Genomic DNA, 16013 nt, shown 5'->3' on the forward strand with positions numbered 1-16013 from the left:
CCCTTTGACAGATGTCGGGGCGTAAATGCACTCCGGTTCACAAGGTCCGCCGATGTTCCCAAAATCACGCGTGGGGCCAAACGCCGATGGACAGGTGTTGTGGCAGTCAGCCCGATACCTGCGATTCCCTTGGCGTGACCCTGCGGGCGCGTGATGCGCCCCGACGATAGGGCGTGGGCCTTGCCCGTGCCGGAAAGAATGAAGATGAGCGATTTCGACATGATGGAGCTGCCGCCGAAACTGGTGGCGCGGCTCAAGGAAATGGGGATCACCGACCCGACCCCGATCCAGAAACAGGCGATCCCCCATGCGCTGAACGGGCGCGACGTGATGGGCCTGGCGCAGACCGGCACCGGCAAGACGGCGGCCTTTGGCGTGCCGCTGGTTGCGCAGATGCTGGAAAACCCCCGCCGCCCCGGACCGCGCTGCGTGCGCGCCCTGGTGCTGGCACCGACCCGTGAACTGGCCCAGCAGATCATGGTCAACCTCAAGGGTTATTGCGAGAATACGCCGCTCAAGGCGCAGATGGTGGTTGGCGGCGTTTCGATCAATCCGCAGATCAAGCGGCTGGAGCGGGGCGTGGACATGCTGGTGGCGACACCGGGCCGTCTGCTGGACCTGATGGACCGCCGCGCGGTGGACCTGAGCGAGACAACCTTCCTGGTGCTGGACGAAGCGGACCAGATGCTGGACATGGGGTTCATCCATGACCTGCGCAAGATTTCCGCCGTGATCCCGAAAGAGCGTCAGACGATGCTGTTTTCGGCCACCATGCCCAAGCTGATGAATGAGATCGCCAATTCCTACCTGGTCCGGCCGATCCGCATCGAGGTCACCCCGCCGGGCAAGGCTGCCGACAAGGTCACCCAGGAGGTCCATTTCATCGCCAAGGCGGAAAAGACCGCGCTGCTGACCGAGCTGCTGGCCAAGCACAGGGGTGAACGGGCGCTGGTCTTTGGACGCACCAAACACGGGTCCGAAAAGCTGATGAAGACGCTGGTCAAGGCCGGTTTCGATGCGGCCTCCATCCATGGCAACAAGAGCCAGGGGCAGCGTGACCGCGCCATCGAAGGGTTCAAGGAGGGCAAGATCACCGTGCTGGTGGCCACCGATGTGGCCGCGCGCGGGCTGGATATTCCCGATGTGAAACACGTCTACAATTATGAGCTGCCCAATGTGCCCGACAATTACGTGCACAGGATCGGCCGGACCGCGCGGGCGGGCAAGGATGGCGCCGCCATCGCCTTTTGCGCGCCGGACGAGATGGGCGAACTGAAGGCGATCCAGAAGACCATGGGCATTTCGATTCCCGTGGCTTCGGGCCGGATCTGGGAAGCCTCCGAAATTCCCGACAAGCCCAAGCAGGCTGGCGGACGTCGCCGCGGCGGTGGCGGCGGCCGCCCCGGTGGCGGTGGCCCGCGTGGCGGCGGTGGTGGCGGCGGTGCTGCCAAACCCGGCGGCGCAGGCCGCAACCGGCGCCGTGGTGGCGGCGGTGGCAAACCCAGGGGCCAGCACGCGGCCTGAGAAGGCCGGTGACCCCGGGGACTGGATGCGTGGCATCTCGCAGCTGGTAAGAACAGGGCAGTGGAGGGGTGAACCTTCCGCCGCCTTTTGTTGTGGCGGGGGCTGTCGGAATTGGCTGTTCCGAACGAAAGGCCTGCGCAATCCTGCGCGCCGTCCTGATTTGTAAAAGGACCGGGTGGCCTTGTCGAATGCCACGCAAAAGCGAGGCGAAACAACGGCATTTCTGAACTTTGTCGGTTGGCCATGCCAAGCAATCGCGCCTCAAATGTCCAGCATTTCCGACCCGGACCGGATTTTCGGCACGGAGTGGGTGAAGTTCCGCAAAGCGGACTTTGCTGCTATGTCCGACATTCGAAACAGGTCGCGCCCGAACCGAGGGGTGGGCGAGTAGCGCCCGCCCCGTGGGGGCGGTTCGGGCGCTGCCAAAGCTTTGCTTTGGCAATAGGTCTTCACTTAGAGAGCACAGAAAGGGCTCACCCCCGACCTCCGCTGCGCCAGCCGCGGACATCCGCTTTGCGCGCCGCTCCTGTGAGCCAGCGCATTTCCGGTTTTCGTTGAGACGAAGCATCGCCAATGTCCAGAGAACGCCGGAGGCGTGGCGGGTGTTGGCGATACAACAGCAGCTGTTTGATCACGCATTGACTTCCCGGTTCCGTTGACCGTTGTTGTGGCCATGGAACGCAAGGATCATATGGACCTCTTCGGGGCGGTGGCGCTGATCGTCTTTGCCCTTCACCTGGGGTTCAACCAGGTGGTGGTCAAGGTCACCGCAGGCGGGTTCAACCCGGTGTTTTCGGCCGGTCTGCGCTCGGCGGGTGCGGTCGTGGTGCTGCTGATCTGGATGAAACTGCGCGGCGTGTCGCTGCATGTCCCGCGCCGGGCGTGGTTTGGCGGTATCCTGTCGGGCCTGTTCTTTGCCTTTGAATTCATGTGCCTTTTCATCGCGCTGGACATGTCCACCGTCAGCCGCGTGTCGGTGATCCTCTATACGATGCCGGTCTGGCTGGCGATCCTGGCGCATTTCCTGTTTCCGGGCGAGGGGCTGACCCGGTTCAAGGTGCTGGGCCTGATCATGGCCGTGGCGGGCGTGGCGATTGCGCTGCTGGACAGGGATGCGGCCGGGGCCAGCTGGACCAGCGATCTGCTGGCACTGGCGGCAGCGCTCTGCTGGGCGGGGATCGTGCTCTGCGTACGGATCACGCCGCTGTCAGAGGTGCCGCCCGCGCAGCAGCTCATGTTCCAGGTGGCGATATCCGGCCCGATCCTGCTGCTGATCGCGCCGCTGTTCGGTCCGCTGATCCGCCAGATCGAGCCGGTCCATATTGCCGGTATCCTGTTCCAGATCATCGCCGTGGCCAGCTTCGGTTTCCTCGCGTGGTTCTGGCTGATGTCGATCTACCCGGCATCCTCGGTGGCCTCCTTCAGCTTTCTGTCGCCGGTGTTTTCGGTGATCCTGGGCTGGCTGCTGCTGTCGGAAGAGGTGACCGCATCGGTCTGGGGGGCGCTGGCGCTGGTCGCCGCGGGCATCTATCTGATCAACCGCAGGCCGCGGGTGAAAAGGGCCGTCCCGCCCGCCGTGTAACCGGGCGGCTCAGGTCCCGCAGAAGGTCGCTGGCACGATTTCGTCCTGCGAGGGGGGGCGGGCAAGTTCGGGGTCGGTTTCCTCGAACGGCGTGCAGAGCGCCTTCATCAACCGCTCAAAGGGGGCCATGTCGCCCGCAACGGCAGCTTCGATCATCTGCTCGATCCGGTGATTGCGCGGGATCACCGCCGGATTTGTGGCCTGCATCAACGCAAGAGGTGCCGGCTCCGATGCGATGCGGTCGCGCCAGCGGGTTGCCCAGGCGTCAAAGGCCGCGCGGTCGGTGAACTGATCGCGGGCGGTCTCCTTGCCAAGGGCGCGGAAGCTGTTGGTGAAATCCGCGCCGTCCTTCTGCATCAGCGCCAGCAGATCCTCGATCAATGCCGTGTCATCCGCCACCGGGGTGGCAATGCCCAGCTTGGCGGCGAAACGGCTGCGCCAGGCCTCTTCGATCTGCCCGGGCATCGCGTGGATCACTTCGGTGGCTTCCTCGACAGCGGCATCCTTGTCGTCCATCTGCTGGATCAGGGCCGTCGCCAGCTGCGCCATGTTCCAGACTGCGATATTGGGCTGATTGCCATAGGCATAGCGGCCCTGCTGGTCGATGGAGCTGAACACCCGGCCCGCGTGAAAGGCATCCATGAAGGCGCAGGGGCCATAATCAATGGTTTCGCCGGAAATCGCCGCATTGTCGGTGTTCATCACCCCGTGGATGAAACCCATGGACATCCATTGTGCAATCAGACTGGCCTGGGCGGCGCAGACCCCGCGCAGCAGGTCCATCGGGCCCTTGGCATCCGGGTAATGGCGCCGGATCGCATAGTCGGTCAGGGTCCTGAGATTCTCGACCTCGCCCCGGTGGGCAAAGACCTGAAAGGTGCCGACCCGCAGGTGGCTGCGGGCCACGCGGGTCAGCACGGCACCGGGCAGGGCGCCCTGTTCGCGCCAGATGTCCTCGCCCGTGGCGACAGCGGCCAGCGCGCGGGTGGTGGGGATGCCAAGCGCATGCATCGCCTCGCTGACCAGATATTCCCGCAGCACCGGACCGAGCCAGGCACGGCCATCGCCCATGCGCGAATAGGGGGTGGGGCCGGAGCCCTTGAGCTGGATATCGCGGCGGATGCCGTCACGGCCCAGCACCTCGCCCAGCAGGATCGCGCGGCCATCGCCCAGCTGCGGGTTGTAGGTGCCGAACTGGTGCCCGGCATAAAGCTGTGCAAGCGGTGCGGCGCCTTCCGGCAGCTGATTGCCGCTGAACACCGCCGCGCGGTCCTCGGGCGGCACGACATCAAGACCTGTCAAATATGACATGTCATCATTGAAGGCGAGCAGCCGGGGGGCCTTGACCGGTGTCGGGTTCAACCGGCTGTAAAAGGCCTGCGGCAGGGCGGCATAGCTGTTGTCAAAGGTCAGCGGTTTCATAGCTTTCTCGACATGAACACATAATTGTCACGCGGGGCGAATCCAGCGCGGCGATAGAGTTTCTTGGCGGCCTCGTTGGTCTGGTCCACCTCAAGGTGGATGGCGCGCAGCCCGCCGCCCGCCAGCGCCCGGGGCAGGGCGATCAGCGCTTCGGAGGCGATGCCGCGGCCGCGCACGCCGGGGCGGATGTAAAGCTCGTCTATGATCGCATCCAGCCCGCCGAATTCCACCGACCAGCCAAAGGTGATCACGATATAGCCGATTGGCGCACGCGGCGGGCCGATCAGATAGGCCGCACCATAGGGGATACCCTCCAGCAGCGGGGCCACACCGGCGCGGCGCGCCTCCTCCGTCAGTTCGATGCCTTCCTCGGCGTGAAAGGCCGCGACCAGCGCCAGCAGCTTGTCCAGATGCTCCGGCTTGCCGAGGGTGAGCGAGGCGCTCATAGCCGTGCCAGACGCTCTGTCAGCAGGGCAAAGAAGCCGTCGGCGTCGATCCCGCCCATGAACATCGCATTGGGCGCGCGGTCGGTGACGCGCCACCAGTCGGCCACGGTCATGCCCATGGTCAGTTCCGATGTCACCTCGATCTCCACGTTGATGTGGCGGCCGGTGAAAAGCTCCGGTCTGATCAGATAGGCGGTGACGCAAGGATCATGCAGCGGCGCACCTTCGGAGCCGTATTTCTCCTTGTCGAAACGCTCGAAGAAATCGGTCATCTGCGCCACCGCAATGCCTGCGGGGGTGTTCAGCGCGCGAAAGGCATCATTGCGCGGTTTGGTCACCAGCGCCTTATGGGTCACATCCAGCGGCATGACCACCAGCGGCACCCCTGATCTGAAAACAATATCAGCGGCTTGCGGGTCGACATAGATGTTGAATTCCGCCGTGGGCGTGATGTTGCCCCCCTCGAAACAGCCGCCGCCCATCAGAACGATCTCCTGCACCTTTGCCACGATGTCCGGGGCTTTCTCGAAGGCCGTGGCGATATTGGTCAGCGGCCCGAGCGGGCACAGGGTGACGCTGCCGGCAGGCTCGGCGCGCAGGGTGTCGATGATGAAATCCACCGCATGGCCGTCCTGCAGCGGCATTTTTGGATCGGGCAGGTCGGGACCGTCGAGGCCGGTCTTGCCATGCACATGTTCTGCGGTGACCAGATCGCGGCCCAGTGGGCGGTCGCAGCCCGCAAAGACCCGGACCTGCGGCTTGCCCGCCAGTTCGCAGACGATGCGCGCGTTTTTCGATGTCAGGTCCAGCGGCACATTGCCCGCGACGCAGGTGATGCCCAGCACCTCGATATCCTCCGGGCTGGCCAGCGCCAGCAGGATGGCGACGGCATCGTCCTGGCCGGGGTCCGTGTCGATGATGATCTTGCGAGGGGGCATGGGAAAATCCTTTTGGCTGAAATAGGGCGTTTGGTGGCGGAACGAAAGGGGGCGGGGTCAGGTTGCGGTTTCGCGCTCGCGGGCCTTCACCGCATCCCAGAGCGCATCCATCTCCTCCAGCGTGCTGTCTTCGGGCCGCTTGCCCCGTGCGGCAAGCTGCGCCTCGACGCCGGCGAAACGGCGGGTGAACTTGGCATTGGCGGCGCGCAATGCCGCCTCGGGGTCCAGCCCCAGATGGCGGCCCAGGTTGGCCATCACAAACATCAGGTCGCCGAATTCCTCTTCGGTTTCCGCCTGGCTCAGCGTGTCGCGGGCTTCGACCAGTTCGGCGGCTTCTTCAGCGATCTTGGCAATCACCTCGGCAGTGTCGGGCCAGTCGAATCCCACCCGCGCGGCGCGTTTCTGCAGCTTGTAGGCGCGCAGCAGGGCGGGCAGGCCGACCGCCACACCGTCAAGCGCGCCCTTCTGCGCCTTTCCGGCACGTTCCCGCGCCTTGATCGCCTCCCAATCGGCGGTTTGCTGCTCGGCCGATTTGTCGCGGGATTCATCGCCAAAGACATGCGGATGCCGGGCCACCATCTTGTCTGAGATGTTGCGCACCACGGATTGAAAGGTGAAATGCCCCGCCTCGCTGCCCATCTCGGTGTGATAGACGGTCTGCAGCAGCAGATCGCCCAATTCGCCTTCCAGTTCGGCCCAGTCGCTGCGCGCGATGGCATCTGCAACCTCATAGGCTTCCTCGATCGTATAGGGGGCGATGCTGGCAAAATCCTGTTCGATGTCCCAGGGGCAACCGGTTTGCGGGTCGCGCAGGCGACGCATGATTTCGAGCAGCCGTTCGATGCCTGCCTCTGGGTCGTGGATAAGATCTTGTGCCATTGCAGCCGGGTCCTGTCTGGTGTCAGATGCGAAGGTGAGTTTTTACGTACGAGGAGTCCAGCCCATGGTTGTTGTCAACCGCATCGCCGATTTCAGCGAGGATATGACCGCCTGGCGGCGGCATCTGCACACCATCCCGGAACTGGGGCTGGAGTGCCATGAGACGGCGGCCTTTGTCGCGGCGCGGCTGCGCGAATTCGGCGTGGACGAATTGCACGAAGGGGTGGCAAAGACCGGGATCGTGGCCATCATCAACGGGCAGGGCGATGGCCCCACCATCGGGTTGCGCGCCGATATGGATGCGCTGCCGATTCTCGAAGAAACCGGGCTGGACTATGCCAGCACCCATGCGGGCAGGATGCATGCCTGCGGCCATGACGGCCATACCGCGATGCTGCTGGGGGCCGCGAAATACCTGGCCGAGACGCGCAATTTCGCGGGCCGTGTGGCGCTGCTGTTCCAGCCCGCGGAAGAGGCCGGCGGCGGCGGCGAGGTCATGGTGAACGAAGGTGTCATGGACCGGTTCGACATCGCCCAGGTCTATGCGCTGCACAATGCGCCAGGGCTGGATTTCGGGCGATTCCACACAACCGCCGGGCCGATCATGGCGGCGGCGGATACCTTCACCATCCGGCTGACCGGGCAGGGCGGCCATGGCGCGCGGCCCCATGAATGCATCGACCCGGTGGTGGCCGCCTGTGCGCTGGTGCAATCGCTGCAGACCATCGTCAGCCGCAACACCAACCCGCAGTCGCAACTGGTGATCTCCACCACCCAGATCCACACCGGCACCACCGACAATGTGATCCCCGAAGAGGTCTATATCAACGGCACCGTGCGCACCTTTGACAAGGAGGTGCAGGCCATGGTCATACGCCGGATGCAGGCCATCGTGGACGGCCATGCCGCCAGCTTTGACCTGCGGGCGGAGCTGGATTTTGAATTCGGCTATCCGCCCACGGTCAATGACCCCGCAAGCACCGGTTTCGCCGCCGCGGTCGCGGAAGAAGTGGCAGGCAATGCCGGGGTGGAAACCCATTTCGCGCCCGTGATGGGGGCAGAGGATTTCTCCTATATGCTGGAGGCGCGGCCGGGGGCCTATCTGCTGCTGGGCCAGGGTGAGGGCGCTGGCGTGCATCACCCGAAATACAATTTCAACGATGAGATCGCGCCCATCGGCGCATCCTTCTTTGCCCGGCTGGTCGAGCGGGCGCAACCCATGGCAGGGAGCTGACAAATGGCGCTGGAAGACGCGAAAACCCAGGTCGATCAGGCCTTTACCCGCGACGATCTGAAGGGGCCGAGTTTCGAGAACGCCTTTGGCGGGGCCACGTCCTTTCTGCGGCGGCGCTATACCAAGGATCTCAGCGGCGTGGACATCGCCGTGACCGGCGTGCCCTTTGATCAAGCAGTGACCAACCGTACCGGCACCCGCCTTGGCCCCCGCGCCATCCGCGAGGCCAGCGCGCTGCAACCCTATGATCCGCCCTATGGCTGGGATTTCGACGTGCTGAGCGAATTTGCCATCGCGGATTATGGCGATCTGGCCTTTGATTATGGCCATGTCTCGCAGTTTCCCGCCGCCCTCACGGCGCATATCAAGGGGATTCTGGATGCCGGTGCCGCAACTGTGGTGCTGGGCGGCGATCACTACATCAGCTTTCCGATTCTCAAGGCCTATGCAGAGAAATACGGCCCGATCAGCCTGTTGCAGTTCGATGCCCATTCCGACACCTGGCCGGATGACGACATGGAGCGGATCGACCATGGCACGATGTTCTACAAGGCGGTGAAATCGGGGATCGTGGACCCGGCGACAAGCGTTCAGGTGGGCATCCGCACCACCAACCCCGATACATTGGGGGTGACCACCATCGACGCCCGCGAGGTCCATGAAAACGGGCCTGCCGCCGCCGTGGCGAAGATCAAGGAAGTGCTGGGAGACCGGCCCTGTTACCTGACCTTCGACATCGACGCGCTGGACCCTGCCTTTGCCCCCGGCACCGGCACGCCGGTCTGGGGCGGGCTGACATCGGCGCAATGCGCGATCATGCTGCGCGATCTGGCGGGGATCAACATCATGGGCGGCGACATCGTCGAGGTCTCTCCGCCCTTTGACACCACCGGGGCCACGGCGATTGCCGGGGCGCATGTGGCGACGGAGATCCTTTGTCTGCTGGGGCACCGGATGCGGACGGCATGAGCGGCAAGAACCAACCCATCAGCGGCAACGACCTGGCGCGGTTTTCGGGGCCGAATACCTTCATGCGGCTGCCATCGGTGAACGATCTGGCCGGGCTGGATGTGGCGGTGCTGGGCGTGCCGATGGATATCGGCACCTCCTGGCGCTCCGGCACGCGCTTTGGCCCCAAGCAGGTCCGCAGCGAAAGCGCGATGCTGCGGCCCTATAACCTGGCCACCGGGGCGGCCCCCTTTGACAGTTTGCAGGTGGCCGACATAGGCGATCTGGCGATCAACACCTTTTCGCTGAGCGACAGTTTGCGCATTATTGCAGAGAGTTACGACGCGATCCTCAACTACGATGCCATTCCGCTGGCGATCGGCGGCGATCATTCCATCACCCTGCCGATCCTGCGGGCCATGGCGCGGCGCCACGGGCCGGTGGCGCTGATCCATGTGGATGCCCATGCGGATGTGAACGACGAAATGTTCGGCGAGCGGGAGACCCATGGCACCGTGTTCCGTCGGGCACATGAAGAAGGGCTGATAAACCCTTCGAAAGTCTATCAGATCGGTTTGCGCGGGACGGGGTACGGGGCGGATGATTTTACCGAGGCGGCGGGCTGGGGCTTTCAGCAGTTCCCGGCGCATGAGCTCTGGGGGCGCAGCCTGTCGGCGCTGAGCGGCGAGATCCGCCGCGACATCGGCGAACTGCCGACCTATGTGACCTATGACATCGACAGTCTTGATCCGGCCTTTGCCCCCGGCACCGGCACGCCGGAGATCGGCGGGCTGACCACCATGCAGGCGCTGGAGCTGATCCGGGGGCTGCGCGGGCTGAACATTGTCGGGGCCGACCTGGTTGAAGTGTCGCCGCCCTACGATACATCGGGCAATACGGCGCTGACCGGGGCGAACCTGCTTTTCGAGATGTTGTGCGTCCTGCCGGGGGTGGCCTACCGCTGAGAGGGCGGAAGAGTGTATTTTTGGAACAATGAGAGAGCGGGGTGCGCATGTATTTCATCTTGATTTTGATCATCCTGCTCGGCGGGCTTCTGGGCTATGTCCGGCTGGCGCCGCATAACGTGATGCGCTGGCATCATGCGGCGGCCGGCGCGCCGCTGGGCGAGACGCAACTGGAGGGCGGCTTTATCTGGCGCGAGGATGTGGGGGCGGCGGGGCCTGCCAGGCTGGCGCAGCTGGACCGGATCATCCGCGACACCCAGGGGACGCAGGTTCTGGCCGGGTCTGTTGCGGACGGGCAGGTCACCTATGTCAGCCGCACCCGCTGGATCGGCTTTCCCGATTACACCACGGTGACCCTGGATGACGGGATTCTCGAAGTCTTTGGCAGGCTGCGCTTCGGCCGCTCAGATTTCGGGGTAAACGCCAAGCGGATTAAAGGCTGGCTGGCCCAGCTCTGAGGACAGGCAGCCCTTTTGCACCTCGCGCCACATCGGCACGTTCAGTGACATCTGGCATTGTGCCATGAACATGCGCCCATCCACCTGCAGGCAGATGGTTTCGCCCAGTTCGACGCGGTTGTGGTTGCGGTCGGTGCAATAGCAATCAACCGTCTTGCCGCTGGGCGAGGTGACATCACCCCAGGTGACGGCAGGCAGGGCGATGAGCCCGAGGAGAAGCGTGGCGCGAAACATGGGGCCATTATAGCACGCGGCGGCCCTTGACCAAAGCCTTTCCATCGGCGACATCCCTGACGATGATACCCATGGACCGTCTTTTGCAGATCACCCAGCGCTTCCAGTACCTGGAAGCCGCCATGTCTGCCGGGTCCGACGGGGCCGATTTTGCCGCATTGGCCAAGGAATATGCCGATTTGAAGCCGGTGGTGGAACAGATCGACCATTACCGCCAGTTGCTCAAGGACATGGAGGAGGCCAGGGCGATGCTGGCCGATCCGGAGATGGCCGAGCTTGCCCGCGAGGAACTGCCGACGCTGAAGGAGGCGCTGCCGAAGGCGGAGGCGGCGCTGCAACTGGCGCTTTTGCCCCGCGATGCGGCGGATGCCAAGCCCGCGATGCTGGAAATCCGGCCCGGCACCGGGGGCGATGAGGCGGCCCTGTTCGCGGCGGATCTGCTGCGGATGTACCAGCGCTATGCCGAGGCGCGCGGCTGGGGATTCGACCTGATCGAAAGTCAGATGACGGAGCTGGGCGGGGTCAAGGAAGTGGTGGCCCATGTCACCGGCCAGAATGTCTTTGCCCGGCTGAAGTTCGAAAGCGGCGTGCACCGGGTGCAGCGGGTGCCCAGCACCGAGAGCGGCGGGCGCATCCACACCTCTGCCGCCACTGTCGCGGTGCTGCCGGAGGCCGAGGACGTGGATATCGAGATCAATGCCAATGACCTGCGCATCGACACGATGCGGTCCTCGGGTGCCGGGGGGCAGCACGTCAATACAACCGATTCCGCCGTGCGGATCACCCATATCCCGACGGGCATCGTGGTGACCTCTTCCGAGAAATCGCAGCACCGCAACCGGGACAAGGCGATGCAGGTGCTCAAGGCGCGGCTTTACGACATGGAACGCTCGCGGGTGGACAGTGAACGTTCAGCCGACCGGGCGGCACAGGTCGGCTCCGGCGACCGGTCGGAGCGGATCAGGACCTATAATTTTCCGCAAGGGCGGATGACCGACCACCGGATCAACCTGACGCTCTACCGGCTGGATGCGGTGATGCAGGGCGATCTGGACGAGATCGTGGATGCGCTGACGGCGGATGCCCAGGCGCAGCAGCTTGCGGCGATGAACGCATGACCACCGCAGGCGCTCTGATGGCGGCGGCTGCGGCGCGGCTGAGGGCGGCGGGGGTGCCGGACCCGGCCCGCGATGCGCGGCTGTTGCTGGCCCATGCCGCATCGGTGGATGCCGGGCGGGTGACGCTGATTGCCCCGGAAGAGGTGGCGCCCGAAATCGCGGAGCGGTTCGAGCGGCTGGTGTCGCTCAGGGCGGTGCGGGTGCCGGTCAGCCAGCTGGTGGGCGCAAGGGCCTTTTATGGCCGCGATTTCAAGGTCAGCCGCGATGTGCTGGACCCGCGGCCGGAAACCGAGACGCTGATCGAACTGGCGCTTGGTGCGCCATTCGCGCGGGTGCTGGACCTTGGCATCGGGTCGGGCTGTATCCTCGTGACCCTGCTGGCGGAGCGGAAAGAGGCGACGGGGCTGGGGATCGACCTGTCGGAGGGGGCCTGCCTGCAGGCCAGCGCCAATGCCATGGTGCATGGGGTGGCGGCGCGGGCGGATATCCGACAATCGGACTGGTTCGATGCGGTTGAGGGGCGCTTTGATCTGATCGTGTCCAATCCTCCTTACCTTGCTGCCGATGAAATGGCCGACGTGGCGCCTGAGCTGCGCGATCACGAGCCGCGCATCGCGCTGACCGACGGGGCGGACGGGCTGTCGGCCTATCGGACCATTGCGGCGGAGGCGCAGGGCTATCTGACCGCGACCGGCCGGGTGCTGGTGGAAATCGGCTGGCAGCAGGGCGATGCGGTGCAGGAGATTTTCCGGCGCGCCGGCTGGGGTGACGTGCATCTGGCCCATGATCTGGGCGGGCGCGCACGGGTGGTAAGGGCCGCAAACCCGGCCTGAGTGGCGGAAACGGGCCACTTTATTTAATTTTCGCCACTTTGCCCTTGCCCTGTCGCCCCTCCCATGTTTTATCGAAGGTGTTGCAGCGGTGGATGCCTTTGGCGGTCCCGCGCGGCGGTAAGCCCAACAATCTTTCGCAATCGGGTGCAATTTGGCGATGATCGCTGCACCGGTTCTTTCGACAACTCACCAAAGACTGACATCATTTCATGAAATCCAGCAGATCACGGTCCCGGTCCAAGAATAACCGCAACCGGCAGCCGCAAAGCGGCGGTAATGTCGTCAACCGCGTCTTTGACAGCAGCGGTCCCGAAGGCAAGGTGCGCGGCACGCCCCAGCAGGTGATTGAGAAATACAATCAGCTTGCCCGCGACGCGCAGCTGAGCAATGACCGCGTTGCGGCAGAAAACTTTCAGCAGCATGCGGAGCATTACCTGCGCCTGCTGTCCGAAGCGCAGCGCGAGATTGACCAGCGCCGCGAGGAGCAGGAACGCCAGAACCGCGAGCGCCAGGCCGAACGCGACCGCGAGCGGTCGGAGCGTCAAGAACGCGACGGCAACCAGAATCAGCAGAACAACAATCAGAACAACAGCCATCCGGGCGATCAGCCCCAGCCGGGTGGTGATCAGCAGCCGGTGGTCGAAGAGGCCAAGCAGCCTGCGCCTGAAAAGCCCAAGCGCAGCAGGAAGCCGGCGGCACAGAGCGATCCTGCGTCACTGCCCGATTTCGTGACCGGTGGCAGCGATGACGATGATCAGGACAGCAGCGGTCTGGTGGAAACGCCGGAAAGCAAGCCCAAGCCCAAGCGCACCTATCGTCGCAAGCCCAAGGCGGAGAGCGACAGCAGCGATCCGAGCCAGGCTGCGGAATAAAGCGTCTGACGAAAGTCCTGACGTATCAGGCATGACGTGACGCGTTGAAATCTCTGATTTCAGGCAGCGTTACGTGAGTCTGGTTCTTCGCATGACGCTTTACAGCGTTTCGGGATTAGCTTGAAACATCCAACATCACTTTTCGCGTTCGACCGCAGGGAGAGGCAGCGAACAAGTAATTCAGGTATATCCCGAAGCGCTATAGGCGCTTTGCCGGGTCGGTCCTCTGGCCCGATCTCGGCAATGCATGTTCAGGAAATCAGGGTTGCAGGCTCCGGGCCAGTTCCGGCCATTTCCTGATAAAGGCGTCGCGGGCGCGGATGCCCGGTGACAGCTTCTGACGCCGGTCGTCCTGTGTCAGCCTGACAAAGATCAGCCTGCGTTTGCCCATCTCTGCCCAGCCGACATACCATCCCCAGCCGCGCGCATAGTCGAAACTGCGATCTGCCCGGCGCGGGTAGGCGCCGCCGGTCTTGCCGTGCAGGGTCCAGCCTTCGACGGTGCGTTGTTCGACAATGGCGCGGGTCTGTGCCATGGCCCGGGGGGTGACGGGCAGGGTATCGCGCAACAGGGCGCGCAGGAAGCCCGCCTGCTCAAGCGGTGACACTTTCAGCGAGGATGCGATCCAGGCGCGTTCCAGGCCGTTGTCAAAGCCTGCATCGCCGGAAAAATCGGCATTGCCGTAATCGAATGCCACCGCATAACCGGTCAGCCGGTGCTGGCCCAGGGCGGCGGTGATCCGTTGCGAGTACCAGACCACCGAATAGGTCAGCCAATCGGTCGGATCGGTGTCGCGGGTCCAGTTGGCGCCACCCCAGTCCGGTTCGCCGGGGCGGTAGGACAGAAGGGGCGCATGGGCATCTTCCAGGATGCCTGCATCATACCCCATCACCGCCAGTGGGATCTTGAAGGTCGAGGCCGGGGTGACCCGCGTGTCGCAGTCGCCCTGCTCAATAAGGATCGCGGCACTTTGTGCATCCATCACCAGGGTGCAGAGGGTTTCCGCCCCGGTGGCGGAGGCCATGCCGATGCCGGCGGCGAGCGCCAGTGCTGCGGGCAGGAGGGGGCGGGGGATGCGGGGCATGATTACTCCGGTTGCAGGGAGGCGGTGCCGTCAGCGTTAATATAGGTGACCCGCCCGAGGCGGTGCAGTTCCGCGCTGCGTTCCTTCCAGTCATAGCGGCGGTCCTGCAGCACCGGCGACCAGAACAATGTGCCGCCCTGACGCCAGGGGTCGATGATGACGCCCGCCTGCATCGGGGCACCTTTGGCGGTGATCACGGCGCTGGAATGTTCGATCAGGATCGGGTTTCCGGCATTGGCGATGGCGCGCTGGATCTCAAGCGTTTCGAAGCCGGCCTGGTTGAGCAGATGCTCCATGTCCGTGGCCCAGTGATAGCAAAGCCCGCGCGGCTTTTTCCCGGCATTGACCTTGGCGTTATGCACGAGCGGCGCATCGGTGATCTGGTACTGCTGCGCCAGTTGAAAGGTATAGCGGTAGCTCAGATCGGCGGCCCGTGCGGCCTCTGCCGGGTCGACGCCGGGGGACATCGCCTGCAAGGCCCGGGTCAGCGCCGCCACATCCGCCCGCGACCCCTGTGAGGGGCCGGTGGGGGCGCAGGCGACAAGCGCGCAGAGCAGCGCCAGCGCGGCAAGCCAGCGGATCATCGTTTTGCCACTTCGCGGGCGAGGGCGCAGAAGCCTTCAAGCGGGACCTGTTCGGCGCGTTCGGTCGGGGCGATGCCTGCGGCCTTCAGCAGATCCTCGATATCGGGGGCGATGCACTTGAGCGCCGAGCGCAGCATCTTGCGGCGCTGGTTGAAGGCCATGGCGACCACGCGGTTCAGCACTGCCGCATCAGCCGGAAAACGCGGTTCCGGCAGGGCGGTCAGATGGACCACGGCAGAGGAGACCTTGGGCGGCGGGGTAAAGGCGCCGGGCGGAAGATGCATGACGATCCGCGCCTCTGCCCGCCATTGCGCCAGCAGGGCGAGGCGGCCATAGGCCTTGCTGCCCGGCAGCGCCACGATGCGTTCGGCCACTTCGCGCTGGAACATCAGGGTCAGGCTTTCCCAGAAAGGCGGCCAGTCGCGCGGGGTCAGCCAGCGTATCAGCAGCTCGGTGCCGACATTATAGGGCAGGTTGGCCGCCACCCGGATCGGCGGCGTCAGATGGGCCAGCGGGTCGATGTCCAGCGCGTCGCCTTCGAGCACCGTCAGCCTGCCGGGATAGGCGGCGGCGATCTCGTCCAATGCGGGGCGGCAGCGGCTGTCCTTTTCGATGGCCAGCACATGGCGCGCGCCTTCCGACAGCAGACCCCGGGTCAGCCCGCCGGGGCCGGGCCCGATTTCGAGCACGTCGCATGCCGCGACATTGCCCGCCTGTCGGGCGATCTTGGCGGTCAGGTTCAGATCCAGCAGGAAGTTCTGCCCCAGCGACTTGCGCGCCGAGAGACCATGGGTCTGGATCACCTCGCGCAGGGGCGGCAGGGAATCGATGGCGCTCATGCGGGGAGACCTGCGCCCGGACGCGGCGCCGGGATAGGTGTATTTCGGGAACA

17 protein-coding genes are annotated in these 16013 nt (G+C 64.5%); 9 read left to right on the plus strand and 8 right to left on the minus strand.

The features are described 5' to 3' along the window. The first annotated feature begins 204 nt into the window (after positions 1 to 204). Both ACWNZ3_RS08665 and ACWNZ3_RS08670 read left to right on the plus strand, forming a co-directional pair. On the plus strand, positions 205 to 1524 hold the full coding sequence (locus tag ACWNZ3_RS08665; RefSeq protein ID WP_496901836.1) for a DEAD/DEAH box helicase: 1320 nt from the start codon (positions 205 to 207) through the stop codon (positions 1522 to 1524). A gap of 673 nt (positions 1525 to 2197) precedes the next feature. After that, positions 2198 to 3106, plus strand: coding sequence for a DMT family transporter (locus ACWNZ3_RS08670; RefSeq protein WP_496901837.1), 909 nt, complete (start codon positions 2198 to 2200; stop codon positions 3104 to 3106). Between the two features lie 9 nt (positions 3107 to 3115). Here the strand turns inward: ACWNZ3_RS08670 and ACWNZ3_RS08675 are convergent, their stop codons facing one another. Genes ACWNZ3_RS08675 through mazG form a run of 4 tightly spaced genes read right to left on the minus strand, consistent with a single transcriptional unit; the run spans position 3116 to position 6791 of the window. After that, on the minus strand, positions 3116 to 4528 hold the full coding sequence (locus tag ACWNZ3_RS08675) for a protein adenylyltransferase SelO (RefSeq protein WP_496901838.1): 1413 nt from the start codon (positions 4526 to 4528) through the stop codon (positions 3116 to 3118). Continuing rightward, positions 4525 to 4974, minus strand: coding sequence for a GNAT family N-acetyltransferase (locus ACWNZ3_RS08680; protein ID WP_114276517.1), 450 nt, complete (start codon positions 4972 to 4974; stop codon positions 4525 to 4527). Before ACWNZ3_RS08680 ends, ACWNZ3_RS08675 begins: the two co-directional genes overlap by 4 nt. Next, complete coding sequence (locus tag ACWNZ3_RS08685) at positions 4971 to 5912, minus strand: nucleoside hydrolase (protein ID WP_496901840.1); 942 nt, start codon at positions 5910 to 5912, stop codon at positions 4971 to 4973. Before ACWNZ3_RS08685 ends, ACWNZ3_RS08680 begins: the two co-directional genes overlap by 4 nt. A 57-nt stretch (positions 5913 to 5969) precedes the next feature. Next, on the minus strand, positions 5970 to 6791 hold the full coding sequence (mazG, locus tag ACWNZ3_RS08690; RefSeq protein WP_269366422.1) for a nucleoside triphosphate pyrophosphohydrolase: 822 nt from the start codon (positions 6789 to 6791) through the stop codon (positions 5970 to 5972). Positions 6792 to 6855: 64 nt separating this feature from the next. Here mazG and ACWNZ3_RS08695 point away from each other — a divergent pair, with 64 nt between their 5' ends. From ACWNZ3_RS08695 to ACWNZ3_RS08710, 4 genes are read left to right on the plus strand one after another with little or no spacing between them, the layout of a single operon-like run. Next, positions 6856 to 8025 carry a M20 aminoacylase family protein gene (locus ACWNZ3_RS08695; RefSeq protein ID WP_496901841.1) on the plus strand — a complete coding sequence of 390 codons (1170 nt, stop codon included), beginning with the start codon at positions 6856 to 6858 and terminating at the stop codon, positions 8023 to 8025. A gap of 3 nt (positions 8026 to 8028) precedes the next feature. Next, positions 8029 to 8994 (plus strand): agmatinase, encoded by a 966-nt coding sequence (gene speB / locus ACWNZ3_RS08700; RefSeq protein WP_496901842.1) that lies wholly within the window; start codon positions 8029 to 8031, stop codon positions 8992 to 8994. Further along, a complete protein-coding gene (gene speB / locus ACWNZ3_RS08705; protein ID WP_496901843.1) occupies positions 8991 to 9938 on the plus strand; it encodes an agmatinase in 948 nt (315 codons plus the stop codon). The genes speB (ACWNZ3_RS08700) and speB (ACWNZ3_RS08705) overlap by 4 nt, the downstream gene beginning before the upstream one ends. A gap of 47 nt (positions 9939 to 9985) precedes the next feature. Then, the gene (locus tag ACWNZ3_RS08710; protein WP_274577144.1) at positions 9986 to 10396 is read left to right on the plus strand and encodes a DUF1499 domain-containing protein; all 411 of its coding nucleotides are present in this window, start codon (positions 9986 to 9988) and stop codon (positions 10394 to 10396) included. Here ACWNZ3_RS08710 and ACWNZ3_RS08715 read toward each other — a convergent pair. Further along, positions 10343 to 10630: a hypothetical protein gene (locus ACWNZ3_RS08715; RefSeq protein ID WP_269366413.1), complete on the minus strand. Its 288-nt coding sequence runs from the start codon at positions 10628 to 10630 to the stop codon at positions 10343 to 10345. The two genes, ACWNZ3_RS08710 and ACWNZ3_RS08715, sit on opposite strands and share 54 nt — an antisense overlap. Before the next feature lie 62 nt (positions 10631 to 10692). On the opposite strand from ACWNZ3_RS08715, the gene prfA reads away from it, so the two are divergent. The 3 genes from prfA (at position 10693) to ACWNZ3_RS08730 (ending at position 13453) form a co-directional block, all read left to right on the plus strand. Continuing rightward, positions 10693 to 11748, plus strand: coding sequence for a peptide chain release factor 1 (gene prfA / locus ACWNZ3_RS08720; protein ID WP_496901892.1), 1056 nt, complete (start codon positions 10693 to 10695; stop codon positions 11746 to 11748). Further along, positions 11745 to 12581: a peptide chain release factor N(5)-glutamine methyltransferase gene (gene prmC / locus ACWNZ3_RS08725; protein ID WP_274577146.1), complete on the plus strand. Its 837-nt coding sequence runs from the start codon at positions 11745 to 11747 to the stop codon at positions 12579 to 12581. The genes prfA and prmC overlap by 4 nt, the downstream gene beginning before the upstream one ends. A 209-nt stretch (positions 12582 to 12790) precedes the next feature. Then, positions 12791 to 13453 carry a DUF4167 domain-containing protein gene (locus ACWNZ3_RS08730; protein ID WP_496901844.1) on the plus strand — a complete coding sequence of 221 codons (663 nt, stop codon included), beginning with the start codon at positions 12791 to 12793 and terminating at the stop codon, positions 13451 to 13453. Between the two features lie 259 nt (positions 13454 to 13712). Here ACWNZ3_RS08730 and blaOXA read toward each other — a convergent pair whose 3' ends face one another. The 3 genes from blaOXA to rsmA are packed head-to-tail and all read right to left on the minus strand — an operon-like array spanning position 13713 to position 15960. Then, positions 13713 to 14537 (minus strand): class D beta-lactamase, encoded by an 825-nt coding sequence (gene blaOXA, locus ACWNZ3_RS08735; RefSeq protein ID WP_496901845.1) that lies wholly within the window; start codon positions 14535 to 14537, stop codon positions 13713 to 13715. 2 nt (positions 14538 to 14539) lie between these two features. Beyond that, positions 14540 to 15121 carry a protein-tyrosine phosphatase family protein gene (locus ACWNZ3_RS08740; RefSeq protein WP_269366403.1) on the minus strand — a complete coding sequence of 194 codons (582 nt, stop codon included), beginning with the start codon at positions 15119 to 15121 and terminating at the stop codon, positions 14540 to 14542. Beyond that, on the minus strand, positions 15118 to 15960 hold the full coding sequence (gene rsmA / locus ACWNZ3_RS08745) for a 16S rRNA (adenine(1518)-N(6)/adenine(1519)-N(6))-dimethyltransferase RsmA (protein WP_496901846.1): 843 nt from the start codon (positions 15958 to 15960) through the stop codon (positions 15118 to 15120). The genes ACWNZ3_RS08740 and rsmA overlap by 4 nt, the downstream gene beginning before the upstream one ends. Positions 15961 to 16013: the final 53 nt, after the last annotated feature.

Source organism: Sulfitobacter sp. IGS-18, from assembly GCF_059628195.1.